Here is a 24,620-nt window from a genome sequence, read left to right on the forward strand (position 1 = left end):
GTCTCTCCTTCGGTTGGCCGGCCCTGGGGAGGCCGGTCGGGGACGGATACCGCGGAGTAGCCCACGTTAGGTGTGCCTAATTGATGCTTGCAAGTTCAACATTTGGCCACGGCTTTGCCTCCCGTTGGGGCTCGGTTCCGGGCTCAGCCGCACGTAGAACGGCTCTCGCCACCGCGTCCGCGTCCGAAAGTGTGACCGAATCCACCCCTGGGCGAGCTCCCGCGGCGGTCACCCAGTGCACGCCTTCTGTCGGCACGCCGAACGCGAACCGCCTTGTGTGTGCAACTCCTTGACGATCCATCAGGCGATAGGGGCGCGCCGTGACGTCCAACCCCCCTGTCTCGTAACCGTCGACGGTGTGCGGGCGGCACTGCCCGCTTCGCAGCAGGCCGGCCAGGAGGGCGTCGGCGGTGTGCCGCAGGTCGGGCTCCGGCAGGCGGGCCTCTATGAGGGTCCTCACACGCACGGCCGAACCCGGCACGTCGGGGGAGTGCGCGGCCCAGGCCCCGTCCTCGTCCGTCACCCGCAGCCGCGGCCCGAGCACCTGCACGACCCCCGCCTCCATCAGGGCCGCGAGTTCCTCGATGCGGCGCCGCGGCGGGCCGATGGACAGGAACGCGTTGAGCGGGGTGTACCAGCGGTCCAGGTGGTCCCGGCGGGAGGCGCCGGCGAGGCCGCCGTGGTCGACGATCAGCCGGAGTTCGTTGCGCAGGTCGCGCAGCACGTCCAGGGCCGCCTTCAGCGGGCCGTGCACATTGCCCAGGGCGGCCTGCGCGGCGTCCTCGCGCAGATACGACAGCAGCCAGTCGCGCCACTCGCCGGGATGCGCGAAGTCCCGTCCGGCGTACGGGCGGGAGATCCGCTCCCAGCACCAGCGGTCGGCGTCCGGCACCCCGAACTCGTCCAGCAGCGACGCCTCCAGAGGGTCACCGTGCGGGACGGCGAGGAAGCGGCCGGCGAACTCCCGCGCCCGCCCGGCGGAGGCCGCGGTCCGCCGGATCAGCGCGCCGTAGTAGACCGTCTCCACCTCCTTCGCCACCAACGGCCATATCTCCATGAGGAAATCGGGCGCCTCCCCGGAGTCCGCGCGCTTGCGGAACCCGGCGATCACCTCCGGGGTGAGGACGAGCGGGACGTGCCGGCCGTAGGCCCCCTTCGCGTTGTCGCCGCGCGCCTGGTACGGGACGCCGCGCCGCGAACCGGCGAAGAGCCGCGGCTCACGGCCGGAGGGGAGGTAGCGCAGGCCCCCGGCGTCCCGGACGAAACGGCCGCCGCGGCCGGTCGTCAGCAGGGCCGTGTGGTCGAAGAAGTTGAGACCGAGGCCGCGCAGCAGGACGGGTTCGCCCGGGGGCACGGAGGACAGGTCGACATCGGCCGGGTTGGCGGGCGGGACGTGGCGCAGGCCGTGCCGCGCGGCGTGGGCCGCCAGCCGCAGCCGGTCCGGGTCGGCGGTCCTCGGCAGGTGCCCCTGGGCCAGGACCACCGCGGACAGGCCGGTCAGGGTGCGGCCGTCGTCGAGGGTGAGGGTCTGGCGGCCCCCGGGGGTGTCGTCGAGCCGTACCGCGCGGGCCCGGTGCGTCTCGATCCGTACGGCGGGCGGCGCTTGCCGCACGACCTCGGCGAACACCCACTCCAGGTAGCGGCCGTAGTCGGCCCGGGTCGGGTACTCGTCCGGGCCCAGCCTGCCGCCCGCCCACTCGTGCAGGCTCGGACCCGGGCGGATCGGCCCCGAGCAGTCCACGCTGTCGTCGGTGAACAGGGTCACCTGGCAGGCCACGGTGTTCATCAGCAGCTCGGACGACTGGGCGGTGCGCCAGACGCGGCCGGGACCCGGCGGGTCCGGGTCGATCACATGGACCGTCAGCCGGGCACCGGGCGGGAGGAGTTCCGGGGCGGAGGCGCACAGGCGTTCCAGGACGCTGGTGCCGCGCGGTCCGGCGCCGACCACGGCGACCGAGACTCGCGCGGGTCTCGCGGCCGGTCCGGGACCCTCGGCCGGTACGGATTCCTCGGTTTCCTCGGGCGACGCAGACAAGGGTGGAACTCCCGGGCGTGTGGGGCGCGTGTCGGCGGTCCGCCGTGCAGGAAGCGGACGGTCCGCCTCATCATGCCGTCGCCGGGAGCGGTAGCCGAGTCTCGTGGGGAAGGATTGACGGTCGCTGTGGGATGCCTCACTAGCATCACGGGGCATCCCGGAACGCAGCGGCAATAAACGGGCGGAACGGGAGGGTTACGGGGCAAGCTCGGAGTCCAGGAGGGTCGTCAGGCGTGGACCCGTTCCCTCGCGGGCCTTGGCGTGCTCCAGACGCAGGCGGGCCGAGCGGCCGCGCAGGGTCAGCGTCATGAGCTGGTTGCCGAACCAGGGGCCGCCCGTCTTGCGCCAGCCGACCGGCGGGTCCGCGAGGCGCCCGTGCCGGGCGAGGCCGCGGCCGAGCCCCCGCGCCATCGCGCTCCAGCCGATCCGGAAGGCCAGCCGCATCGACAGCGGCACGGAGTTGTGGACCGGGGAGCAGACGAGCTGCACCACCCGGGCGTCCGGGCCCGGGCCGGGCCACGAGGGCTCGGCGATGTAGGCGTGGTGCACATCCCCGGACAGCACGCACACCGTCGCAGGCGCCTCCTGTCCCGAGCCCGCCTCGGCGATCAGCTCGGCCAGCCCCGCGAAGGACTCGGGGAACGCCGACCAGTGCTCCAGGTCGGCGGCGCGCCGCACCTTCTCCCCGAACCGCGCCCAGCGGGCTCCGCGTTCGCCGCCGCACAGTGCCGCGTTCCACCCCTCGGCGTCGTGCACCAGGTGCGGCAGCAGCCAGGGCAGCGAGGTGCCGATCAGGAGGTGGTCGTACGCCCCGGGTGTGTCCAGCACCTGCTCGCGCAGCCAGGCCTCCTCGCTCGGGTCGAGCATCGCGCGCTCGTCCTCGGCGAGGACCCGGGCGGCCCGGCTGTCCACCATCACCAGGCGCACCCGCCCGAAGTCGCGCCGGTAGCTCCAGCGGGCCGCGGTCGCGTCGTCGTCGGCCCGGGCGGCGAAGCCGCGCAGCACATCGGTGCCGTCGGGAGCCTCGCCGACCGCCTTGTACACCGGGTCGGCCGCCAGCTCGTCGAGGGACAGGTTGCCCAGGTGCTGGTGGACCCAGTACGACATCAGGCCGCTCAGCAGCCGCTCCTGCCACCAGTCGGTGGCCCGCATGTCGGTGAGCCAGGCGGCGGAGGTGTTCCAGTCGTCGATCACGTCGTGGTCGTCGAAGATCATGAAACTGGGCACGGTGGACAGCAGCCAGCGGATGCGCGGGTCGAGCCACGACTCGTAGTAGAGGTGCGTGTATTCCTCGTAGTCCGCGACCCCGCTGCCGGGCCCCTCCTTCACGTCGCGGCGACCCGCCAGCCAGCGCTGTGTGGAGTCGGAGGTCTCGTCGGCGTACACCTGGTCGCCGAGCAGCAGCAACACGTGCGGCCGCTCGCCCTCGGGGTCGGCCGCGAGGCGGGTGGCGAGGGCGTCCAGGGCGTCCGGGCCGACGGGGTCGTCCCCGCCCGCCGGCGGGGAGGCCCAGCGGCAGGAGCCGAAGGCGACGTTGAAGTCGTCCTCCCGGCCTGGCGAGTGGATCGCCGAGGGCGGGAAGGGGGAGCCGGGCAGCGGCCACACCCGGGCGCCGTCGAGGAGCACCTCGTACGTCGTGGTCGTGCCGGCCGTGAGGCCGGTCACCGGGACCAGCGCGTAGTGGTGGCCCGCGATCTGGAAGCTGCGGGCCGTGCCGCCGGCGCCGTCGGCGCAGCGCACCTCGGCGGTGCACGGACCGCTCGTCTCGACCCACACGGTCGCGGACGAGCCGTCGGTGTACCTCAGCAGCGGTCCGAGGCGCAGTGCGCTCATGTCGTTCCCCTCTCCGTCGCCCCGTACGGTACGGAACGACGGAGGCCGGCGGGGAGCTCCCGACACGAAATGCGCGTGTCAGCAGCTCGCGAGGTAGTTCTGGAGCGCGGACTTCTCGGCCGAGTCGACCGAGAGGCCGTAGTAGTACTTCACCTGCACCCAGGCGCGGACGTAGGTGCAGCGGTACGCCGTCCGGGAGGGCATCCAGGTGGCCGGGTCCTGGTCGCCCTTGGCCTGGTTGACGTTGTCGGTGACCGCGATGAGCTGCGGGCGGGTCAGGTCGTTGGCGAACGACTGGCGGCGGGACGTCGTCCAGGAGTCGGCGCCGGAGTCCCAGGCCTCGGCCAGCGGTATCAGGTGGTCGATGTCGACGTCGGAGGCGGCGGACCAGGTGGCGCCGTCGTAGACGGAGTACCAGCTGCCGCTGGTGGCGGCGCAGGAGGAGTTCTGCTGGACGTTCGTGCCGTCGCGCTTGAGGACGACCTCGCGGGTGTTGCAGGTGCCGGACTGGGTGATCCAGTGCGGGAAGAGGTCGCGGTTGTAGCCGGTGCGGTCCTCGGTGGCCACGGTGAGCGAGGCGAGGTAGGTGCGGGCGGTGGCGGCGCTCACGGGGGTAGGGAGGGCGGCGGAGGCCGCGGGAGCGTTGAAGAGGGTCGCGGCGGATATGAGCGCGGTGGCCGCCGCGGCCAAGCTCAGCCGTCGACGCGCGTAGAACCTGGGCATGCGAACTCCCTGGGGAGAGGGGGGTGTTGGCTAGCGAGCGAGGGGAATGCTCGCGGTGCCGTGTTGCGCACAGATGTGCGCCCGGTGAGAAGTTAGTGACACGTGCATGACATGACAAGGTTCACGCGGAAAGTTTTCACGTCGGAGTCGTCGCGTAGCATGGACGGCGCAGAAGGGGAGTAGCTCTTCGCCGGACCGTCGACATACTGCTCAGCCCGCCTGAGCCGGCGCCCGGAGGCCGGTCCTTTCGTGGACCTGCCAGCGAGACCTTCGGCAAAGCAGTGCACGCCCGTGCCCCCTGGCGCGGGTGACGAGTGTGCTGCCGTGCCGAGGTGTCCTGTGCGAAGAGTCAGCACTCTCGGTGGGGTGGCCCCGACCGATTGAGGAACCCTTGATCAGCCTGACCGTGACGGCCGTCGTCTTCGGTGTCGTCTTCCTCGCAGAACTGCCGGACAAGACCGCCCTCGCCGGTCTCGTCCTCGGCACCCGCTACCGCGCCTCCTACGTCTTCGCCGGTGTCGCCGCCGCCTTCGCGCTGCATGTCGCGCTCGCCGTCGCGGCCGGCAGCGTGCTGACGCTGCTGCCGCAGCAGATCGTGCAGGCCCTCACCGGGGTGCTCTTCCTCGGCGGGGCCGCGGTGCTGCTGCTGAAGAAGGGCGAGGACGAGGAGGAGATCCGGCGGCCGGAGAATCAGTCCTTCTGGAAGGTCTCGGGCGCCGGCTTCATGCTCATCCTGGTCGCCGAGTTCGGCGATCTCACCCAGATCATGACCGCGAACCTGGCCGCCCGCTACGACGACCCGCTCTCCGTCGGGCTCGGGGCGGTGCTCGCGCTGTGGGCCGTGGCCGGGCTCGGCATCGTCGGCGGCAAGGCGCTGATGAAGAAGGTGCCGCTGCGGCTGATCACGCAGATCGCGGCGCTGGTCATGCTGGCGCTCGGGCTGTGGAGCCTGTGGGAGGCCGTGACCGGATGAGCCGGGCGAGCTGAACAGTGGGTGAACGTCCGGTGGGGGCCCCTGGCGCGAAGCCGGGATTGTTTTGTACCGTGGAGGAACAAAGTGGCCTCCGCCCGTTTTCCCTGACCGGCGGGCGGGGCCGCCTTGTCTCCCCGGGGCGTGCCGGTCGCGATCCGTCGTCCGCCCCTCTCCCGCGCTGGAACGCGCCCTGAGCCTTGGAGCTGCCGATGACGGCCACCGCCGTGCTCACCGCCCGCGCCCTCCTGCTGGACATGGACGGCACCCTCGTCAACTCGGACGCCTCGGTCGAACGCGTCTGGCGGCGCTGGGCCGAGGGTCATGGACTCGACGGGGACGAGGTCATGAAGGTCGTCCACGGCCGGCAGGGCTACGCCTCCATGGCGCTGCTGCTGCCCGACCGGCCGATGGAGCACAACCACGCCGACAACGCCCGGATGCTCGCCGAGGAGACCGCCGACACCGACGGAGTCGTCGCGATCCCCGGGGCGCCGGAGTTCCTGGCCTCGCTGCGGGGGCTGCCGCACGCGCTGGTGACCTCCGCCGACGTGCCGCTCTCGACGGCGCGGATGGCGGCGGCCGGTCTGGGACTGCCCGAGGTGCGGGTGACCGCGGAGTCCGTCGGGGCGAGCAAGCCCGACCCGGAGGGCTTCCTGAAGGGCGCCGCCGAGCTGGGGATCGCCCCCGCGGACTGTGTGGTGTTCGAGGACTCCGGAGCCGGGATAGCGGCCGGGCGCGCCGCGGGGATGACGGTCGTCGGGATCGGGCCGCGGGCCGCGTTCCATGAGCCGGACGTGGTGGTGGAGGATCTCACGAAGGTGCGCGTGGAGGCCGTGGGCGACGGGACGATCCGCCTGCACATCGGCTGATCTCCGGTCGGTTGCACATCGGCTCATCTCCGGTCGCCCGGGTCACCGGGGCGGCGAGGGGGCGTGAGTCACGTGGAACGCGAGGGTGCGCGCGTCACGTGGGCGGCGATGACGCGCGCGCACTCCAGGGACTCGGTGTGCGTCGTGTCCACCTCCACGTCATAGCTCACGCCCTCGTGGACGACCTCGGCCTGGGACGCGGCCATGCCGCGGACCCGGTCTCCCCGGGCGGTCTCGCGGCCCGCGGCGACCGCGCTGTCACACCGGACGCCGACCCACAGCACGCCGAGGCCGGACAGGGTCTTCTCCCATCGCTGCCGGGACGCCGGGCCGCCGAGGAAGACGTCGTCGACGATGATCCCGGCGCCGGCGCGTGCCATGGCGGCGATGCCCTCGGTCCAGGCCGCGTCCAGGGCCCGGAACTCCGCGCCCACGCTGACGCCGCCGTCCGCCGTGAAGGTGATCCCGCCGTCCGAGTCCCGCAGCTTCGCGGGCAGCGCGTCGACGAACGAGTCGACGCCGTAGGCCAGCCATGGATCGGGCAGGACCTGTTGCAGGCACCGGACGATCCCGGACTTCCCCGAGCTCGAACCGCCGTTGAGGACGATCACTTGAGTGGTCACGGCGTCACAGTAGGGCGGCCGGGCCGGTCATGGCTCCCGGGTTTCCGACTCCAGCTTCGCCCTCGTCTCCTGGTCGTAGACGCCCAGGTCGTCGACCTGGATGCCGCGTGACCACTGGTAGGTGCGGACCGCGTCCTCGAGCCGGTCGTCGAAGGTGCCGTCGGTGTCGTCGTCGTACAGGTACAACTGGCGCAGGCGGAGCTGGAGTTCGGTGACCTCCGGGCCGCGGTCGCCGAGGCGCAGGACGGTGGGGCCGCCGTTCTGGCGGGAGTTGTCCGGGGGCGCCTGGCCGGGGCCGGTCGCCGTGGCGGACGACTGTGGTGCCGACGGGGAGGGCGACTTCGACGGGCTCGCCGAGGCGCTCGGTGCGGACGGCGACGGCGAGGCGGACGGGCTCCCGCTGCGGGACGGCGACGGCCGCGGTGCGGCCGGGGCCGGGGGAGCCGCCGAGGCGGTGCCCTCCGGGGGTGTGGACGCCGGGCTGCTCGACGGGGCGTCCGGCACGCTCGCGCGGATGTCGTCCGGCAGGGCGGTGTCCCGGGACGGACTCTCGTAGGAGAACAGCCCGCTCGCGTACCCCGCCGCCGCGACGACGGCGACACAGGCTCCGGCGGCGGCGACCAGGAGGGTCGTCCGGCGCCGTCGCCCGGACCTCCGCGGGCGAGACCGGCCCGCTTCCGGAGCGCCGCGGTCCGCCCCCGCCGTTCCGTCGAACATGCGCAGATCGGTGACGCTCGGCTCCGACGCGGCAGGGGCCAGGGGCGTCGGAATCACCGAGGTGACGGGAGCGGCCGGCAACACGGCGGTGGCGTCCGGGTCGACCGGGCGCAGGGGCATGGTGGCGTCGGCGGGAGGGGGCGGCGGGACGGCACGCCCGGGGGGCGAGGCCTCCGTGGGCGGCAGCGCGCCGCCGCCCCCGGCTGCCGCGGCCCGGCCCGGAGCGCCTGCGGCGTCTCCGGGGGCCTGAGGGGTTCCCCGGTGCGGGGACGCGGCGGTGGCGTCCGCGGCGACTCGACCCGGCGTGCTGTGGACCGTGGGCCCGGGCTCCTGAGCGCGTGATGCCTGCGCGGGGCTGGTCCCAGGCCGCCGGGGGGCGTTTCCGGGTGTCTGCGGGGCGGACCGGGGTGAGGGCGTGGTGCTGGTGTCCGTCGCGGCTTCGCCCGGTGTGCCGTGGGCTGCGGGTCCGAGGCCCGGGGCGTGTGGTGCCTGCGCGGGGTGGGTCCGAGGGCGCCGGGGGGCGTTTCCGGATGCCTGCGGTGCGGCCCGGTCTGAGGCCCTTGCGGTGGCGCCCGTTGCGGTTTGGCCCGGCGTGCTTTGGGCCGTGGGGCCGGGGTCCTGTGCGTGTGCTGCCTGAGCGGGCTGGGTCCCAGGCTGCCGGGGGGCGTTTCCGGGTGTCTGCGGGGCGGACCGGGGTGAGGGCGTGGTGCTGGTGTCCGTCGCGGCTTCGCCCGGTGTGGCTTCGGTCGTGGGCCCGGAGCCCTCGGCGCGCGGTGGCTCCGTGGTGCCGACGGCAGGCCGCCGGGACGCGTCGCCAGGCGCCTGCGGGGGTGTGGCGGTGGGGGAGAGCGTGGCCGGGGCTGCCTCGGACGCGCCCGTGGGTCCCCCCGGGCGCCTGGGCGTGGTCGGCCCGGCCGGTGAGGGGGGCTGCTCCTCGTCGGCCGTACGGGACGCGTGCTGCCGGTGTGCTTCCTCGCCCGGCCCGGAGGGCTCCTCGCCCGGGATCTCCACGTACGGGCGTATCCGCAGCGGGTCGAAGTCCTCCGCTGCCGCCGCCTGGGCCGTGCGGGCGTCGCGGAGGGCCTCGGAGGCGCGGTGGGTGCAGGCGCAGGCGGGGGTGTTGTCCCGCTGTCTGGGTGCGCCGCACTCCGGGCACGGGTGGCCGTTAGGCGGTTCCACGCGTTCCTCCCTCCCCTCGCGAACTCCAGAGATTATCCAGATCTTCTCCACAGTGCGGTCGACGAGCCCCCGGAACCACAGCTTCCAAAAGGGCCCAGCGGGCCATAACAGGCCACAGCGGTCACGATGGAAAATGTCACAGGAGACACGGGAGGTCTCATGGCCGGGGACGGGAACGCCATCACACTGACGCCCCAGGGCGCGGACCCCCATGAGCAGGTGCCCGGGAGCGTCCTGGTCTCCATCGGCGCCCTGCTCCTCGGCATGCTGCTCGCCGCCCTCGACCAGACCATCGTGTCGACCGCGCTGCCCACGATCGTCAGCGATCTCGGCGGTCTGGATCACCTGTCCTGGGTGGTCACCGCGTATCTGCTCGCCGCGACCGCCGCCACCCCCCTGTGGGGCAAGCTCGGCGACCAGTACGGGCGCAAGAGGCTGTTCCAGACGGCCATCGTGATCTTCCTGATCGGGTCCGCGCTGTGCGGCGCCGCCCAGGACATGGGCCAGCTGATCGCCTTCCGGGCCCTGCAGGGGCTCGGCGGCGGCGGACTGATCGTGCTGTCGATGGCGATCGTCGGCGATCTGGTGTCGCCTCGCGAACGCGGCCGATACCAGGGACTGTTCGGTGCCGTCTTCGGCGCCACCAGCGTGCTCGGGCCCCTGCTCGGCGGGCTGTTCACCCAGCATCTGAGCTGGCGCTGGGTGTTCTACGTCAACCTGCCCGTCGGCGTCGTCGCGCTCGCCGTGATCGCGACCGTCCTGCACCTCCCGCGCAAGGCGCAGCGGCACGTCATCGACTACCTCGGCACCTTCCTCATCGCCGCCGTCGCCACCTGCCTGGTGCTGGTCGCCTCGCTCGGCGGGACGACCTGGGCTTGGGGTTCCTGGCGGATCGTCGGCCTCGCGGTCCTGGGCGTCGTCCTCGCCGTCGCCTTCGTGGCCGTCGAACGCCGGGCCGCCGAACCCGTTCTGCCGCTCAAGCTGTTCCGCGTGCGCACCTTCACGCTCGCCGCCGTGATCAGTTTCGTCGTCGGGTTCGCCATGTTCGGCGCCATGACGTATCTGCCGACCTTCCTCCAGGTCGTGCAGGGCATCAGCCCGACCATGTCCGGTGTGCACATGCTGCCGATGGTGGTGGGCCTGCTGCTGGCCTCGACGGCCTCCGGGCAGATCGTCAGCCGGACCGGCCGCTGGAAGGTGTTCCCCATCGCCGGCACCGGCATCACCACGCTCGGGCTGCTCCTGCTCCACCAGCTCGACGAGCACAGCTCCACCGCCGAGTTGAGCGGCTTCTTCTTCGTCTTCGGGCTCGGTCTCGGCCTGGTGATGCAGGTCCTCGTGCTCATCGTGCAGAACGCCGTCCCCTACGAGGACCTGGGCGTCGCCACCTCCGGCGCGACCTTCTTCCGCTCCATCGGCGCCTCGTTCGGCGTCGCCGTCTTCGGCACGATCTTCGCGGGCCGGCTCGGCGACCAGCTCACGGACGCCTTGCGGGGCGCCCGGCTCCCGCCCGGCATCTCCGTGGAATCGCTGGAGGCCGACCCGCGCGGCATCGCCGCCCTGCCGTCCGGCCTGCGCCCGCCGGCCCTGCACGCCTACGCCGTCTCCATCACGGACGTCTTCCTGTACGCCGCCCCCGTCGCGCTGCTCGGCTTCGTGCTGGCCTGGTTCCTGAAGGAGGACCGGCTGCGCGGCTCGGTCACCGCGCCCGACGTCACCGAGACCCTGGCCAGCAACCCCGTCGAGCGGACCTCGTACGACGAGGTGTGCCGGGCGCTGTCGGTGCTCGGCACCCGTGCGGGACGCCGCGAGATCTACCGGAAGATCACCGCCCGGGCGGGCTACGACCTGCTGCCCGCGACGAGCTGGCTGCTGCTGCGGATGCGGCGCTACGGCTCCGTGGAGCCGGGCGTGCTCGCCGATGCCATGCCCGTGCCCCTGACCGTGGTCATGGAGGCCGCCCGGCAGGCCGAGGAGCGTCACCTCGCCGTGCGCCGGGGCGTCGACATGGTCCTGACCGACGAGGGACGCGAGGTCGCCGGCCGGCTGGCCGAGTCACGCGAGGAGTCCCTCGCCGAGCTGCTCGGCGACTGGTGGGGGCCGGACCGGCCGACCGACCTGGTGCTGCTCGTGCGGGAGTTGAGCACCGAACTGTGCGGATCGCGGCGCGAGCGGCCGTACTCCCTGCGCTCCACGGAGCAGAGCGCCTGAGTTCAGGTCAGCTCCTTGCTGAACCAGTGTTCCGCGTAGCGCTCGTCGTTGTGAGGTCCGGTCTCCGCGTAGCCGAGGCGGGCGTAGAGGCCGCGGGCCTCGACGAGGTCGCCGCGGGTGTCGAGGATCATCCGGGTGGCGCCGAGCGCGCGTGCGGTGTCCTCGGCGGCCCGGACCAGAAGCGGGGCGCCGCCCCGGCCGCGCATCGGCTCGTGCAGGAACACCCGCTTGAGCTCGGCGGTCGTGCCGTCCAGCAGCCGTACGCCCGCGGTGCCGGCCGGCTCACCGCCGTACCGGGCGACCAGCAGCCGGCCGCGCGGGGGCGCGAGGTCGGCGCCCGGCTGGGCGGCGATCGCCCGCTCCAGCTCGGCCGGGTCGGTCCGGCGCCCCTCGTGCAGCAGGTACCAACGGTCGCTGACCTCGGTGTAGTACGCCCGCCACAGAGCGGCGGCGACGGGGGAGTCGTACGGTTCCGGGTCCACGGTCCAGGTCATGAAGCGCATTCTTCACAGGCGCCCCACCGGACACGCAAGCGAATAGTTCCGGCCGGGTGTTCGCGCCTCGATGCGCCCGGGCGCCGTTTGGATACGGGCTTTGGGGCAACCCGACGGGCGAACCGGCTCGCGAGGAGAGCCGGTTGGGCCGAGAACCCGGAAGGCATTCATGTCCACTGGCCTGATCATTGCTCTGATCGTGATCGCGGCGGTCGTCATCATCGCGGCCGTCATGACCCTGCGCGCCCGCGGGCCTCGGCGGGGCCCGAGCCTGAAGCGGCGCTTCGGACCCGAGTACGACCGGGCCGTCGCCCGGCACGACGGTGACGCCAAAGCGGCCGAGCGCGAACTGACCGAGCGCGTGCAGCGCCACGGCGACCTGCGCGAGCGGTCGCTGGAGCCGGCGCAGCGCGAGCAGTACGAGGCGCGCTGGACGGCCGCACAGGAGCGGTTCGTCGACTCGCCGCGCGAGGCGGTCTCCGAGGCGGACCGGCTGCTCGCCGAGCTCGCCGGCGCCCGGGGCTTCCCGGACGGCGGGCAGTACGAGGAACAGCTGGCCGCGCTGTCCGTGCACCACGCCCACCACGTGGACGGCTACCGGCGCGTGCACCGCGCGGCGCACCTGCGCGCGGAGGACGCCCGCGACGGCGGCCAGGGTACGGAAGACATGCGTGAGGCCATGGTGGCGGCCCGCGCCCTGTTCGAGGAGCTGGTGAAGCCGGCCCGCCACGACGGCGGCGGCCACACCCACGGACGTCATGAGGAGGGACGGCACGACGGACGCGACCGTGCCGGACTGAACGGCGGCCGCAAGGCTCCGGCCCGTGGCGGGCACATGCCGTGGGCGATCAACCGACGTCAGGCGAAGGAGAGTTGAGGCAATGACCGACATGACCCGACCGCCCGGCGACCACACGCCGGCCGCCCCGGACGCCCGTGGCGAGAGCGCCCTGGGTACCGGCCGCCGCCCGACCGCACCGGGCACGGACCACGACACGGCCCGAGGCCTGGAAACGGACCGCGGCGCCACGCACGGCACAGACGCGGACCGCGGCGCCACGCGCGGCACAGACGCGGACCGCGGCACCCCGCACGGCACCGAAACGGACCGCGGGGCCAGGCACGGCACCGACGCGGACCGCGCCGCGACGCACGGCACCGATGTGCCCGGCACCGACCGGCACGGGACCGATGCGCCCGGCACCGGCGCGCCCCGCGGTGACTACGGCTCCGGCCCGGACAAGGCCGGATCCGCCAAGAACCGGTCCCACCTGCTCGCCCACGACGAGTCCGACAAGCTCGGCTCGCAGTTGCAGCACGCCGTCGCCGGGTTCGTCGACGGGCCCCGGGCCGCCGTCGAGGAGGCCGACCACGTGCTGGAGGAGATCGCGGCCCGCTTCACCGAGGCCGTGACACAGCGCCGTCGCACCCTGCGCCACTCCTGGCAGTCCGTCGAGGGCGGCGAGAGCAGGTCCGTCTCGTCGGCCGACACCGAGCAGCTCCGGCTGGCCCTGAAGGACTACCGCGAGCTGGCCGAACGGCTGCTGCACGTCTGACCCGGGAGGAAACCCCCGGTCACCGATCCGCCCGGCGCTCCCGCCACTGCCGTACGACGTCCTCGACGTCGTACGGCTTCTTTCCCAGCGGGGGGCCGGGCGGCGGCTTGAACATCATGTCGCGGATCTTGTCGTTGACCTCGCCGATGATCTTCCGGACGATCCGCTCCGAGGGGGCCGCGAGCGCGGCCTCCAGCGCGTCCTCCGCCTCCTTGCGCAGGGCCAGCGCCGGCGGGAGGACGGAGAAGCCCTCGCGGGCCATCTTCTGTTTGACCCACCACAGTTCGTCGTAGGTGCTCTCGACGTCGGGCGGGAGCGGTGCGCCCGCTCCCGGCAGCCGTTCGAACTCCCCGCGCGCCTCCGCGTCACGGATCTGCTTGTCGACCCAGGACTCGAAGTCGACGCCTGGTGGCTTTCGCTCGGTCATGAGGCCATTGTGCCGGACACCGCGCGGCCTGGCGTTCTATCATGCGGCGGTCTACTAGGACGTCTCAGAAGGAGCGCACGTGCTCGAACTCACCATGGCCACCGTCGCGGAGGCGGAGGCGGGCGCCACGGCCGGCATGCTCATGGCCGAAGCGCCCAGCGAGCCGGGCGCGGTACTGCGGGTGGGCCGCGACAAGTCCGTGTGCCGACTGAGCACGCCGGACGACTGGCTGTTCGTCTCGCGCGTCCACCTGGAGTTCCTGTGCGGGCCGGAGGGGACCTGGCAGCTCACCTGGCTGCGCGGCTCCCAGCCCGACCCGTCCTCCGAAGTGCGGCTGACCATGGGGGAGTACGTCCAGCCCCTCGGCTACGGCGGCACCGTCCCGCTGCCCAGGGGCGGCAGCGGCGAGATCATCATCCAGGACCGCACCGCCCCGCGCAGCGTCAACGTGGGCTTCTACCACGAGGTGTGACAGCGGGGCCCCACGTCGGCACGCGGGGCCTCACGCCAGCACGCGCGCCAGCGCGAACCCGTCGTAGCCCTTCATGCCCACCGTCTGGATCGCCGTGCCGCTGAGCCTCGGATGGCCGGCGATCAGCTCGATCGCGGTGCGGGTGCCCGTCACGTCCGGGGCGGTGCTTTCCGCGTCGACGACCCGGCCGCCCCGTACGACGTTGTCGAGGACGATCAGGCTGCCCGTGCTGGTGAGTCTGATCGCCCACTCCACGTAGTGCGGGTTGTTGGCCTTGTCGGCGTCGATGAAGACCAGGTCGAACGGGGGCGGGTTCTCGTCGGCCAGCTTGGGCAGCGACTCCAGGGCCGGGCCCACCCGCACCTCGACCTGCTTGTCCAGGCCGGCGCGGGCGATGTTGCGGGCGGCGACCTCGGCGTGCCGGGGGTCGTACTCCAGGGAGACCAGCCGCCCGTCGGCGGGCAGGGCGCGGCCCAGCCAGATGGTGCTGTAGCCGCCGAGCGTGCCGATCTCCAGGATGTGGCGGGCGCCCTGGATCTGGGCGAGGAGCTGGAGGAGCTTGCCCTGGTTTCCGGCGACGTTGATGTGCGGAAGCCCGGCGGCGTCGCTGTCGCGCAGGGCGGCCGCCAGGGCTTCGTCGTCCGGGGCGAGGTGGGCGGTGAAATAGGTGTCGACCTCGTCCCAGACGTGCGACTCGCTCATGCACCTCTACCTTTCGTCAGCATAGTTAGCATCCCTAACTACTGGCGCTGACGAAGATAGTTGGTGCGTGCGTCGCTGTCAGCGGGATTTCACCCGGCGTGTCGACCCGCCACCGAGGGCGCCGAGCCGGGCAGCGGGCGCCCCGCCGACTCCGCCATGCGCCACACCGCGAAACCGCCGATCACGGCCGCGGCCATCATGTAGTACGCGGGCATCATCATGTTCCCGGTCGCGCCGATCAGGGCCGTGACCACCAGCGGGGTCGTACCGCCGAACAGGGACACCGAGACGTTGAAGCCGATCGACAGCGAGCCGTAGCGGACCTTCGTCGGGAACAGCGCCGGCAGCGCCGAGGGCATCGCGGCGGTGAAGCAGACCAGCAGCAGGCCGAGGGCGCCCATGCCGAGCGCGACCGCGAGCAGGCTGCCCTCGCGGATCAGCAGCAGGGCCGGGACGGACAGCAGCAGGAAGCCCGCGCAGCCGGTGGCGATCACCGGGCGGCGGCCGACCCGGTCGGTCAGCGCGCCGACGAACGGCTGGGCGATCATCATCACGGCCATCACGCCGAGGACGACCAGCAGGCCGTGCGTCTCGTCGTAGTGGAGCTGACCGGTCAGGTAGCTCGGCATGTACGACAGCAGCATGTAGTCGGTGACGTTGAAGACCAGCACCAGGCCGACGCAGAGCAGCAGCGCGCGCCACTGGCCGGTGACCGTCTCGCGCAGCGGCGTCTTCGGGCGGTTGTTCTCGGCCTTCTCCGCCTCGGCCGCGAACGCCGGGGTCTCCTCCAGACGCAGCCGCAGGTAGAGGCCGATGATGCCCATCGGGCCCGCGACCAGGAACGGGATGCGCCAGCCCCAGGAGGTCAGGTCGTCGGCGGAGAGCAGGGCGGTCATGATCGTGACCAGGCCCGCGCCGGCGATGTAGCCGGCGAGCGTGCCGAACTCCAGCCAGCTGCCGAGGAAGCCGCGCCGCTTGTCGGGGGCGTACTCCGCGATGAACGTGGAGGCGCCCGCGTACTCGCCGCCGGTGGAGAAGCCCTGCACCAGACGGGCCGCCAGGAGCAGGATCGGCGCGCCGACACCGATCGTCGCGTACGACGGGATCAGACCGATCGCGAAGGTGCCCGCCGCCATCATGATCATGGTGAGGGCGAGAACCTTCTGGCGGCCGACGCGGTCGCCGAGCGGGCCGAAGACCATGCCGCCGAGGGGGCGGACCAGGAAGGCCGCGGCGAAGGCGCCGAACGTGGACAGCAGCTGGGCGGTGGGGTTGCCCGAGGGGAAGAAGACCTTGCCCAGCGTGACCGCGATGTAGCTGTAGACGCCGAAGTCGAACCATTCCATCGCGTTGCCCAGCGCCGCCGCCTTCACGGCGCGCTTGACGAGCGCGGGGTCGGTGACGGTGGGGTCGGGGGTCTTCGCTGTGCGGTCCTTCGCGAGGGACACGGGGGCGACGACTGAGGCAGTCGACAAGACTCGCTCGCCTACCTTTCGACGGGGACGGGGAGGCGGTCCCGCGCGGCGGCGCTGTCGTACGGGCCGAAAGGGCGACGATAGGCGGATTTGCCCCGATCACGGGCCGTGCACAATTAGCTGCATACTGCACGTAAATCATTGCTGTGCAGGCGCTTCTGCCCTGGCGCGGTGGTTCCCGCGCGATCTTGATGTGATCCTTCTCGCGTCACGAGAGGCAACCACGCGCCTCGCGCACTATCGTCAACCGGGCGAAGGGGGGCATACCGGGTAGAAGGTCGACGAGGCGTGGCGAATGCGGAGCGCAGCGGACGGCCGGCGGAAGCCTTCGGAGCGACAGCCGGTGGCAGGACCCGCACACCCTCCCGCACGCCCCTGCGCATGGCCTGTCTCGCGCTGTGGCTGATCGTCGCCGCCCTCGCCGCACGACAGGTGACCGTCGTGCTCGGCACGCCGAGGGGCGAGCGGCTGACGGATCTGGAGACCTGGGTCGGGCCGAACGGCGTCCTGCACGTGAACGGCTCCCTCTACGACTCGACCCGCTTCACCGGCACCCCCTTCAACGGCCTCGTCCTCAAGCCCCTCACCCGTTCGGCCGAACAGGCCCTCGGCTGGGGCTGGACCTTCGGCACGCTGCTGCTCGTGGCCGCCCTCGGCCTGATCGCCGCCCGGGCCCTGCCCCAGCCGGTCAGCCGCCGCACGGCCCTGCTGGCCGCGCCGGTCGCCATCAGCCTGCTGATGCTGTCCCTGCCCGTCCGCAACACCCTGTGGCTCGGCCAGACGAGCATCATCCCGGTCCTGCTCGTCCTGCTCGGCTGCTTCGCCGCCCACGGCCAGCGGACCAGCGGCCTGCTCATCGGCGTCGCGGCGGCGCTCCAGCCCACCCTGCTGCTGTTCACGCCCCTGCTGTGGTTCACCGGCCGCAGACGCGCCGCGCTCGCCACCGGCGTCACCTTCGCCGCCTGCACCGCGCTCGCCTGGGCCGCGATGCCGCACGACACGTATACCTACTGGGTCCACCACATGGCCGGCGCCGGCCTCGGCGGCCGGGCCGACGACCTCGCCAACCAGTCCCTGCACGGCGCCCTGCTCCGGTTCGGCCTGAACGGCCCCCTGGAGGTCGCGCTCTTCCTGTCGCTCGGCGCGGCCGTCGCCGTCCTGGCCCTGCGCCGCGCCGTGCACTACTTCGACGACGGCCAGCTGCTCCTCGCCGTCGCGATCACCGGCTGCGCCGCGATCGTCGTCTCGCCCACGGCCTGGCAGCACCAGCTGCTGTGGGTGCTGCTCGCGGTCGTGGGCCGGGTCGGCACCCGCGCCCGCGACCGGTACGTGTGGCCGGTCACCGTCGTCGTGGTCATGACCTTGCCGGCCAAGATGATCCTGCCGAACATGGCGTCCCTGAACCCCGTGCGCGACAACGTCGTCCTGCTGGCCGCGCTCGCCGCCGCCACCGCCGTGCCGTTCCTGTCCCGCGCCTCGCCCTTCTACCGGTCGCCGACACCGACCGCCTACGCACCCGCAGGAGCGGCCCGCTTCCGGCACGTGCCGGTGGTGCCGTTCCTGCGCCGGGTCCTCACCCGGCCGAACCTCCTCCTCGAACTGCTCCTCATCCGGGTCACCTACGCCGCCTACTCCCAGGTCCGCCTCGCCGCCACCGGCGGCAGCAACTCGGCCGGGCGCGCCGAGGCCGAGGAGAACGGCATGCAGATCTACGACGTCGAGCGCGTCCTGCACCTCGACATCGAGCGCTGGGCCAACCACACCGTCGTCGGGATCGGCTGGCTGCGGGACTTCTTCGACCACTACTACACGTCGTTCCACTTCGCCGTCCCGCTGGCCGTCCTCGCGGTCCTCTACCGGCGCCGCCCCGGCGACTACCGCTGGGCCCGCTCCGCCCTCGGCTTCGCCACCCTGCTCGCCCTGGTCGGCTTCTGGCTCTACCCCCTTGCCCCACCCCGCCTGATGCCGACGCTCGGCTTCATCGACACCGTGCACGGCACCCAGGACTTCTCCCAGCCCGACTACGGCACGCTCACGGCCCTCACCAACCAGTACGCGGCCATGCCGTCGCTGCACTTCGGCTGGTCGCTGTGGTGCGGTGTCGTGATCGCCGTGCTGGCGACACGGTGGTGGATGAAGGCGCTGGGCCTGCTGCATCCGCTGTTCACCTTCGCCTCGATCGTCGCGACGGCGAACCACTGGGTGCTCGACGCGGCCGGGGGAGCGCTGGTGGTCGCGGTGGGCTTCGGCCTCACCCACCTCCTCCAGGGCCCGCGGGCACGCACGGTGGCGGCTACGGCCGGGCTCAGCGGTGGGATCGCGGATCCGCGGAAGGACCGCGCTCGGCGCTGATCCGGTACAAGGTCTTGTGACTCGGCGCTTCAAGTGACCGGCGGGTGTTCGAGTGGGCCGTGCGGGAAGCGGGGAATCAGGAAGCCGACCCATGGGACTCGGGGGGCCGAGCGTCCATCAACTCCTCCCGAATCCGCTCGGTGGCGTTCCTCGTCAGCTCGGCCCGGAGGTCGTCCGGGGTGAGCGCCAGCAGTTCGCCGATCGACCGGTTCCATGCGTCAGCCGCCTGTTCCACCGCGGTCCGGAAGCCTCGCCGCACCGGGCCCCCGGCCACCATCAGGGCGACAGCGACGACCGGCCGCAACAGCCACCGCCCACGCACGGTGACCGCGACGTCCACCTGCCACCGTCCGGCGTCGGCCCGCCACGGCCGCAGATTCAGATGCGCCTTGACCAGCCGGTGCTTCAGCCGTGCCGTCGCCGGGGCACGCGTCGCCGACGGGGCACCGGGCGCGAGGTCGGCCGCCGCCCACCATGCGGTCAGGTCGAGCCGCGCCCTTCCCGTCCCCCGGCGTAGCGCTCCCGACCCCTCGGGGCCCCGCACCCGTCCTTCGGCCTCCAGCAGCCGCGGCCGGTCGGGGGCGCGCAGTCGCAGAGCCGTCCACACCGTCACATCGTCCGCGACCAGTAGCTGTTCCACGGCGATCGCGCTGCGGCGTTGCCACTCACGTACCAGCACGGCCACCTGTTCCGTGGCACCGTCCTCCGAGAGCTCGTACCGCGCGCCGGGCCGCAGATGCCGCCCCTTGGCCAGCCGCAGGTCCGCGACCGGCCGTCCGTCTTCCAGGACGATCTCCCCTCCCCGGGCCCGGGTGGATTCGGCGAGATCGAAGATCAGCTCGGTGAGCATCCGGAGCCGGTCGGGTTCCAGGGCGAGGACGGATACGGAGTGCCGGAGAACGGTCATATGGCGCTCCCCTCGGAGGCCGGATGAACTGGCCTTTCTGCCCACCGCCGTTGCCCTGCACCCACTGTCCCCGCCTTCCGTCGGCCCGCCCCGCACTGTCAGTTGTACACGCAGCCCCTGGTGCGCTCGCCGCATGCTGCGCGGTCGCTTCCGCTCCATGGGCGAATTCAGTTGGTGGTCGTGGCCAGCTTCGCCGCGAAACCGAGGAACAGAGCTCCCGCCCCCGTCGACAGGCCCGCCGACAGCTTCCGGCGGCGGCGGAACTGCGCGGCGAGACAGGTGCCGCCGAGGATCAGCGCCGTCACGTACGCGATGCTGATGATCTGGTAGACGAGCGCGAGCAGGGCGAAGGACAACCCGGGGTACGCGTAGCCGGGGTCGACGAACTGCACGAAGAACGAGATGAAGAACAGGATCGCCTTCGGGTTCAGCACGGTGATCACCAACGAGCGCCGGAACAACCGCCCACCCGTCGACGGCTCCGGGGCCGCGCCGTCCTTCGCGTTCCTCTCGTCGCGGCGGCGCCACATCGCCCATGCCCCCCGGATCATGCCCACGGCGATCCAGGTCAGATAGCCGGCCCCGGCGTACTTCACGAGGGCGAACAGCAGCTCGTTGGCCTGGAGCAGCGAGGCGAGTCCGGCCGCCGTCGCCATCATGAGCAGGGTCTCGCCCAGGAACACCCCGGCGGCGGCGCGATATCCGGCCCTGATCCCCCGCTGTGCTGCGACCGACAGCGTGAACAGGGAGCTGGGGCCCGGCAGCAGGATGATCAGCAGCGCGCCCAGAGCGTAGGTGGGCAGGTTCTCCACTCCCAGCATGACGGCACCTTCCTCCTCGTCGTCGGGGTCCGGCGTCGGACGGGCCCCGGGGGCTTCGCGGCCGGCAGTCCCGCCGCATGGACACATCATGAACGCTTGCATGAGTCGCCCCCGCATTCGAACCACACGGTCTTCCCGCCTCCGGACCACAGCGACACGCCCCACTTGTCGACCATCGCGTCGAGCAGGAGCAAGCCTCGGCCGTTCTCGGCGTCCGTGTCCAACGAGATTGGTGTGCGGGGCAGTTCGTCACTGCCGTCCGTGACCTCCACCCGTACGCCCGTGCGCTGCCGCAGCAACAGCAGCGCGCAGCGGCGGTCCGGGACGTGCCGTACGACGTTGGCGAGCAGTTCCGTCACGCCCAGCTCCACGGCGTCCGACAGCTCGGGCATCCCCCACTCGCCGAGGAACGAGCTGACGATACGGCGGATGTGCCGGGGGGCGTGTTCACCGACGGTGAGGCGCATCGCGTACTGGGCGGGAATGTATTCGTTCACGGGACGAGGCTGACGTGCGGTGACTACCCTCGGCTACGGAACGGATACAACCCGTCCCGTGGTGGACGGGGTTGCGTGAGAGGGGCTCTGCGTGACCAACATCAACGCCCTTGACCCGGGTGCGTCCCCGCTCGACTACTACGGCTTCGAGCTACGACGCCACAGGGAGGCGGCCGGGCTGACGCTGAAGCAACTCGGGGGAATCCTCAACTACACCGGCTCGCTGGTGGGGCAGATCGAGACAGCCCGCAAGGTTCCGACGCCGGAGTTCAGTGAACGGGCGGATGCGGCGCTGGGCACGGACGGCATGTTCTCCCGGCTCGTCGAACTGGTGCTGCGGAGTCGGCTTCCGGCCTGGTTCCAGCAGGTGGCGGAGCTGGAGATGCGGGCCACGGAGGTCTGCTCCTTCCAGACGCACATGGTTCTCGGCCTCCTCCAGACCCAGGGGTACGCCCAGGCGGTGCTCGGCGCTTTCGACCGGACGGACCTCGAAGACCGCACGGCAGTGCGCCTGGCTCGGCAGCGCGTATTCGAGAAGGGGGAGCCGCCGGTCTTCTGGGCGGTCCTCAGTGAGGCCGCGCTGGGCCTGGAGATCGGCGGCCCGGAGGTCATGCGGGGACAACTCGCCCACTTGTTGTCCTTCGAGAGCAACCCTCGGATCAACATCCAGGTGCTGCCGTTCTCGACGGGTGCGCACCCGGGGCTGCAAGGCTCGTTCGACGTCTACCGCTTTTCGACCGACCCCACCATCGTCTACACGGAGGGGTACGGCAGCGGGCATCCGACCGCGAACCCGGACACGGTCAGGGAGTGTTCGCTCCGTTACGATCACCTCCGGGCCGCCGCGCTTTCCCTCACCGACTCGGCGGAGCTCATCCGGCGCGTAATGGAGGATCGCTATGGAGATGCAGTGGCGTAAGTCGACGTATAGCGGCGACCAGGGCGGCCAGTGCCTCGAAGTCGCCGAAACCCCGCACACCACCGTCGCGATACGCGACTCCAAGAACCCGGCGGGACCGATGCTCACCCTCGATCCCGCCACGTTCACCACCTTCGTCAACTGGACCTCTACAACCGCTGAATGATCGTGCCGGTGGCCAAACCGCCCCCCGCGCACATCGTGATCAGCGCGAACTCCTTGTCCGCGCGCTCCAGTTCATGAAGTGCCGTCGTGATGAGCCGGGCCCCGGTCGCTCCCACCGGGTGCCCGAGCGCGATGGCGCCTCCGTTGACGTTCACCTTCGACAGGTCCTGGTCGAAGACCCGCGCCCAGCTCAGCACCACGGACGCGAACGCCTCGTTGATCTCCACCACGTCGATGTCCTTGAGGGACATTCCGGCCTTGCCCAGGACCGCCTTGGTCGCGTCGATCGGGCCGTCGAGGTGGAAGTGGGGGTCGGAACCCACCAGCGCCTGGGCCACGATCCGGGCCCGGGGGCGCAGCTTCAGCGCCCGCGTCGTCCGCTTCGACGCCCACATGATCGCCGCCGCCCCGTCGGAGATCTGGGAAGAGTTGCCCGCCGTGTGCACCGCCGTCGGCATGATCGGCTTCAGCGCGGCCAGCGCCTCCGCCGTCGTGTCGCGCAGGCCCTCGTCCTTGTCGACCAGGCGCCACATGCCCTGGCCGGCATGCTGCTCCTCCTCGGTCGTGGGGACCTGGACCGCGAACGTCTCCCGTTTGAAACGCTCCTCCGCCCAGGCGTGAGCGGCCCGTTCCTGCGAGGCGAGGCCCAGGGCGTCGACGTCCTCGCGGGTCAGCCCCCGGTGCCGGGCGATCCGCTCGGCCGCCTCGAACTGGTTGGGCAGGTCCACGTTCCACTCGTCCGGGAACGGCTTGCCGGGCCCGTGCTTCGAGCCCGACCCCAGCGGTACGCGCGACATCGACTCCACGCCGCAGGAGATGCCGACGTCGATCACGCCCGCCGCGACCATGTTGGCCACCATGTGCGAGGCCTGCTGGGAGGACCCGCACTGCGCGTCGACGGTCGTCGCGGCCGTCTCGTAGGGGAGCCCCATCGTCAGCCAGGCCGTGCGCGCGGGGTTCATGGACTGCTCGCCGGCGTGGGTGACCGTACCGCCGACGATCTGCTCGACGCAGTCGGCGGGGATGCCGGTACGGCCGAGGAGTTCGCGGTAGGTCTCGCCCAGGAGATAGGCGGGGTGCAGATTGGCGAGCGCGCCGCCGCGCTTGCCGATGGGGGTGCGTACGGCTTCGACGATCACGGGTTCGGCAGCCATGGGTGCGGGTCCTCTCCGGGAGGCTCAGCGGAACTAGTACGCGTTCTAGTTCTGCAAGCAGTGTGCTGAGGGGCGCTCGGTGACCGCAAGGGTCGTGCGGGCAATTGGCGGGCCCGTGCCTCTTGCTACTTGTAGAACCCGTTACTACCGTCACCGCAACTCCGCACAGCTGATGGGCCGTCAGACCTCAGAGTCGGTACGAGTGGTGGGAGCCGCCCATGCCCTGTCCCGCGCTGCCCGACGGGTTCGACTTCACCGACCCCGACCTGCTGCATCATCGCGTGCCCCTGCCGGAGTTCGCCGAGCTGCGCCGGGTCGAACCGGTCTGCTGGGTGGCGCAGCCGGCCGGTCTCGCCGGCTTCCAGGACGAGGGCTACTGGGCCGTCACCCGGCACACCGACGTCAAGTACGTCTCCACGCACCCGGAGTTGTTCTCGTCGTCCCTCAACACGGCGATCATCCGCTTCAACGAGCACATCGAGCGCGACGCCATCGACGCACAGCGGCTGATCCTGCTGAACATGGACCCGCCGGAGCACACCCGGGTCCGGCAGATCGTGCAGCGCGGGTTCACGCCCCGGTCGATCCGGGCGCTGGAGGACCGGCTCCGGGCGCGGGCCCACTCCATCGTCGACTCCGCCCGCGCGCACACCGGGCCGTTCGACTTCGTCACCCAGGTCGCCTGCGAACTGCCCCTCCAGGCCATCGCCGAGCTGATGGGTGTGCCGCAGGAGGACCGGGACAAGATCTTCGACTGGTCCAACAAGATGATCGCGTACGACGATCCCGAGTACGCCATCACCGAGGAGGTCGGCGCCGAGTCGGCCACGGAGATCATCGCCTACGCGATGAACATGGCCGCCGACCGCAAGCGGTGCCCCGCCCACGACATCGTCACGCAGCTGGTCGCGGCGGAGGACGAGGGCAATCTCAGCTCCGACGAGTTCGGCTTCTTCGTGCTGATGCTGGCCGTCGCGGGCAACGAGACCACCCGCAACGCCATCACCCACGGCATGCACGCCTTCCTCACCCACCCCGAGCAGTGGGAGCTGTACAAGAGCGACCGGCCCCAGACGGCGGCGGAGGAGATCGTGCGCTGGGCGACCCCGGTCGCCGCCTTCCAGCGCACGGCCACCCAGGACACCGAACTCGGCGGCAAGCGCATCCGCGAGGGCGACCGGCTGGGGTTGTTCTACGCCTCCGCCAACCACGACCCCGAGGTCTTCGACGACCCGGACACCTTCGACGTCACCCGCGACCCCAACCCGCACCTCGGTTTCGGCGGCGGCGGTCCGCACTACTGCCTGGGCAAGTCCCTCGCCGTGCTGGAGATCAACCTCATCTTCAACGCGATCGCCGACGCCATGCCCGGGCTGAAGCTGGTCGGGGATCCGCGCCGGCTGCGGTCGGCGTGGATCAACGGGGTGAAGGAGCTTCCGGTGAGCACGGGCTGACGTACCGGGGCTGACGTACCGGTCCGGACATGGCACAGGCGACGGCCCCGGGGATCAGGGGG

Annotated in this window: 23 protein-coding genes; 10 read left to right on the forward strand and 13 right to left on the reverse strand. The window is 71.8% G+C overall.

Going from position 1 to position 24,620, the window contains the following annotated elements; all coding sequences use genetic code 11:
- Positions 1 to 76: 76 nt before the first annotated feature.
- From G3I77_RS03070 to G3I77_RS03080, 3 genes are all read right to left on the reverse strand, one after another.
- Complete coding sequence (locus G3I77_RS03070; protein WP_248501451.1) at positions 77 to 1,948, reverse strand: FAD/NAD(P)-binding protein; 1,872 nt, start codon at positions 1,946 to 1,948, stop codon at positions 77 to 79.
- Between the two features lie 282 nt (positions 1,949 to 2,230).
- The gene (locus G3I77_RS03075; protein ID WP_248500886.1) at positions 2,231 to 3,868 is read right to left on the reverse strand and encodes an alkaline phosphatase D family protein; all 1,638 of its coding nucleotides are present in this window, start codon (positions 3,866 to 3,868) and stop codon (positions 2,231 to 2,233) included.
- 78 nt (positions 3,869 to 3,946) lie between these two features.
- A complete protein-coding gene (locus G3I77_RS03080; protein ID WP_248500887.1) occupies positions 3,947 to 4,591 on the reverse strand; it encodes an HNH endonuclease family protein in 645 nt (214 codons plus the stop codon).
- A 391-nt stretch (positions 4,592 to 4,982) separates the two neighbouring features.
- Here G3I77_RS03080 and G3I77_RS03085 point away from each other — a divergent pair, with 391 nt between their 5' ends.
- Positions 4,983 to 5,564, forward strand: a complete 582-nt coding sequence (locus tag G3I77_RS03085) for a TMEM165/GDT1 family protein (protein ID WP_248500888.1) — start codon at positions 4,983 to 4,985, stop codon at positions 5,562 to 5,564.
- A 209-nt stretch (positions 5,565 to 5,773) separates the two neighbouring features.
- Entirely contained in the window at positions 5,774 to 6,433 is a 660-nt protein-coding gene (locus G3I77_RS03090; RefSeq protein WP_248500889.1) for an HAD-IA family hydrolase, read from the forward strand.
- Between the two features lie 68 nt (positions 6,434 to 6,501).
- On the opposite strand, the gene cpt is transcribed toward G3I77_RS03090, so the two are convergent.
- Positions 6,502 to 7,056 (reverse strand): chloramphenicol phosphotransferase CPT, encoded by a 555-nt coding sequence (cpt, locus tag G3I77_RS03095; protein WP_248500890.1) that lies wholly within the window; start codon positions 7,054 to 7,056, stop codon positions 6,502 to 6,504.
- Positions 7,057 to 7,083: 27 nt separating this feature from the next.
- The gene (locus G3I77_RS03100; protein ID WP_248500892.1) at positions 7,084 to 7,893 is read right to left on the reverse strand and encodes a peptidoglycan-binding protein; all 810 of its coding nucleotides are present in this window, start codon (positions 7,891 to 7,893) and stop codon (positions 7,084 to 7,086) included.
- A gap of 1,218 nt (positions 7,894 to 9,111) precedes the next feature.
- Here G3I77_RS03100 and G3I77_RS03105 point away from each other — a divergent pair.
- Positions 9,112 to 11,163 (forward strand): MFS transporter, encoded by a 2,052-nt coding sequence (locus G3I77_RS03105; RefSeq protein WP_248500894.1) that lies wholly within the window; start codon positions 9,112 to 9,114, stop codon positions 11,161 to 11,163.
- A 2-nt stretch (positions 11,164 to 11,165) separates the two neighbouring features.
- Here G3I77_RS03105 and G3I77_RS03110 read toward each other — a convergent pair whose 3' ends face one another.
- Positions 11,166 to 11,657 carry a GNAT family N-acetyltransferase gene (locus G3I77_RS03110; RefSeq protein WP_248500895.1) on the reverse strand — a complete coding sequence of 164 codons (492 nt, stop codon included), beginning with the start codon at positions 11,655 to 11,657 and terminating at the stop codon, positions 11,166 to 11,168.
- 169 nt (positions 11,658 to 11,826) lie between these two features.
- On the opposite strand from G3I77_RS03110, the gene G3I77_RS03115 reads away from it, so the two are divergent.
- Both G3I77_RS03115 and G3I77_RS03120 read left to right on the forward strand, forming a co-directional pair.
- A complete protein-coding gene (locus tag G3I77_RS03115) occupies positions 11,827 to 12,534 on the forward strand; it encodes a hypothetical protein (RefSeq protein ID WP_248500896.1) in 708 nt (235 codons plus the stop codon).
- Positions 12,535 to 12,538: 4 nt separating this feature from the next.
- Positions 12,539 to 13,213 (forward strand): hypothetical protein, encoded by a 675-nt coding sequence (locus G3I77_RS03120; RefSeq protein WP_248500897.1) that lies wholly within the window; start codon positions 12,539 to 12,541, stop codon positions 13,211 to 13,213.
- Positions 13,214 to 13,232: 19 nt separating this feature from the next.
- Here the strand turns inward: G3I77_RS03120 and G3I77_RS03125 are convergent, their stop codons facing one another.
- A complete protein-coding gene (locus G3I77_RS03125) occupies positions 13,233 to 13,640 on the reverse strand; it encodes a DUF1992 domain-containing protein (RefSeq protein WP_248500899.1) in 408 nt (135 codons plus the stop codon).
- Positions 13,641 to 13,719: 79 nt separating this feature from the next.
- On the opposite strand from G3I77_RS03125, the gene G3I77_RS03130 reads away from it, so the two are divergent.
- On the forward strand, positions 13,720 to 14,112 hold the full coding sequence (locus G3I77_RS03130; RefSeq protein ID WP_248500901.1) for a hypothetical protein: 393 nt from the start codon (positions 13,720 to 13,722) through the stop codon (positions 14,110 to 14,112).
- A gap of 30 nt (positions 14,113 to 14,142) precedes the next feature.
- Here the strand turns inward: G3I77_RS03130 and G3I77_RS03135 are convergent, their stop codons facing one another.
- Together G3I77_RS03135 and proP are read right to left on the reverse strand one after the other, a co-directional pair.
- Positions 14,143 to 14,814: an O-methyltransferase gene (locus G3I77_RS03135; RefSeq protein WP_248500902.1), complete on the reverse strand. Its 672-nt coding sequence runs from the start codon at positions 14,812 to 14,814 to the stop codon at positions 14,143 to 14,145.
- Between the two features lie 89 nt (positions 14,815 to 14,903).
- Entirely contained in the window at positions 14,904 to 16,289 is a 1,386-nt protein-coding gene (gene proP, locus G3I77_RS03140) for a glycine betaine/L-proline transporter ProP (protein WP_248500903.1), read from the reverse strand.
- Between the two features lie 288 nt (positions 16,290 to 16,577).
- Here proP and G3I77_RS03145 point away from each other — a divergent pair, with 288 nt between their 5' ends.
- Positions 16,578 to 18,641, forward strand: coding sequence for a phosphatase PAP2 family protein (locus G3I77_RS03145; RefSeq protein ID WP_248500904.1), 2,064 nt, complete (start codon positions 16,578 to 16,580; stop codon positions 18,639 to 18,641).
- A gap of 76 nt (positions 18,642 to 18,717) precedes the next feature.
- Here the strand turns inward: G3I77_RS03145 and G3I77_RS03150 are convergent, their stop codons facing one another.
- From G3I77_RS03150 to G3I77_RS03160, 3 genes are all read right to left on the reverse strand, one after another.
- On the reverse strand, positions 18,718 to 19,548 hold the full coding sequence (locus tag G3I77_RS03150; RefSeq protein ID WP_248500905.1) for a hypothetical protein: 831 nt from the start codon (positions 19,546 to 19,548) through the stop codon (positions 18,718 to 18,720).
- A 167-nt stretch (positions 19,549 to 19,715) separates the two neighbouring features.
- On the reverse strand, positions 19,716 to 20,369 hold the full coding sequence (gene leuE, locus G3I77_RS03155; protein ID WP_248500906.1) for a leucine efflux protein LeuE: 654 nt from the start codon (positions 20,367 to 20,369) through the stop codon (positions 19,716 to 19,718).
- An 86-nt stretch (positions 20,370 to 20,455) separates the two neighbouring features.
- Positions 20,456 to 20,866 carry an ATP-binding protein gene (locus G3I77_RS03160; RefSeq protein ID WP_248500908.1) on the reverse strand — a complete coding sequence of 137 codons (411 nt, stop codon included), beginning with the start codon at positions 20,864 to 20,866 and terminating at the stop codon, positions 20,456 to 20,458.
- Positions 20,867 to 20,957: 91 nt separating this feature from the next.
- Here G3I77_RS03160 and G3I77_RS03165 point away from each other — a divergent pair, with 91 nt between their 5' ends.
- Together G3I77_RS03165 and G3I77_RS03170 are read left to right on the forward strand one after the other, a co-directional pair.
- Positions 20,958 to 21,785, forward strand: coding sequence for a helix-turn-helix transcriptional regulator (locus G3I77_RS03165; protein ID WP_248500910.1), 828 nt, complete (start codon positions 20,958 to 20,960; stop codon positions 21,783 to 21,785).
- Positions 21,766 to 21,951, forward strand: coding sequence for a DUF397 domain-containing protein (locus G3I77_RS03170; protein ID WP_248500911.1), 186 nt, complete (start codon positions 21,766 to 21,768; stop codon positions 21,949 to 21,951). Before G3I77_RS03165 ends, G3I77_RS03170 begins: the two co-directional genes overlap by 20 nt.
- Here G3I77_RS03170 and G3I77_RS03175 read toward each other — a convergent pair.
- Positions 21,935 to 23,104, reverse strand: a complete 1,170-nt coding sequence (locus G3I77_RS03175) for a steroid 3-ketoacyl-CoA thiolase (RefSeq protein WP_248500913.1) — start codon at positions 23,102 to 23,104, stop codon at positions 21,935 to 21,937. The genes G3I77_RS03170 and G3I77_RS03175 overlap by 17 nt on opposite strands.
- A gap of 218 nt (positions 23,105 to 23,322) precedes the next feature.
- On the opposite strand from G3I77_RS03175, the gene G3I77_RS03180 reads away from it, so the two are divergent.
- The gene (locus tag G3I77_RS03180) at positions 23,323 to 24,558 is read left to right on the forward strand and encodes a cytochrome P450 (RefSeq protein WP_248500915.1); all 1,236 of its coding nucleotides are present in this window, start codon (positions 23,323 to 23,325) and stop codon (positions 24,556 to 24,558) included.
- Positions 24,559 to 24,620 lie beyond the last annotated feature (62 nt).

It is taken from the genome of Streptomyces sp. D2-8 (assembly GCF_023184515.1).
Classification (GTDB): domain Bacteria; phylum Actinomycetota; class Actinomycetes; order Streptomycetales; family Streptomycetaceae; genus Streptomyces.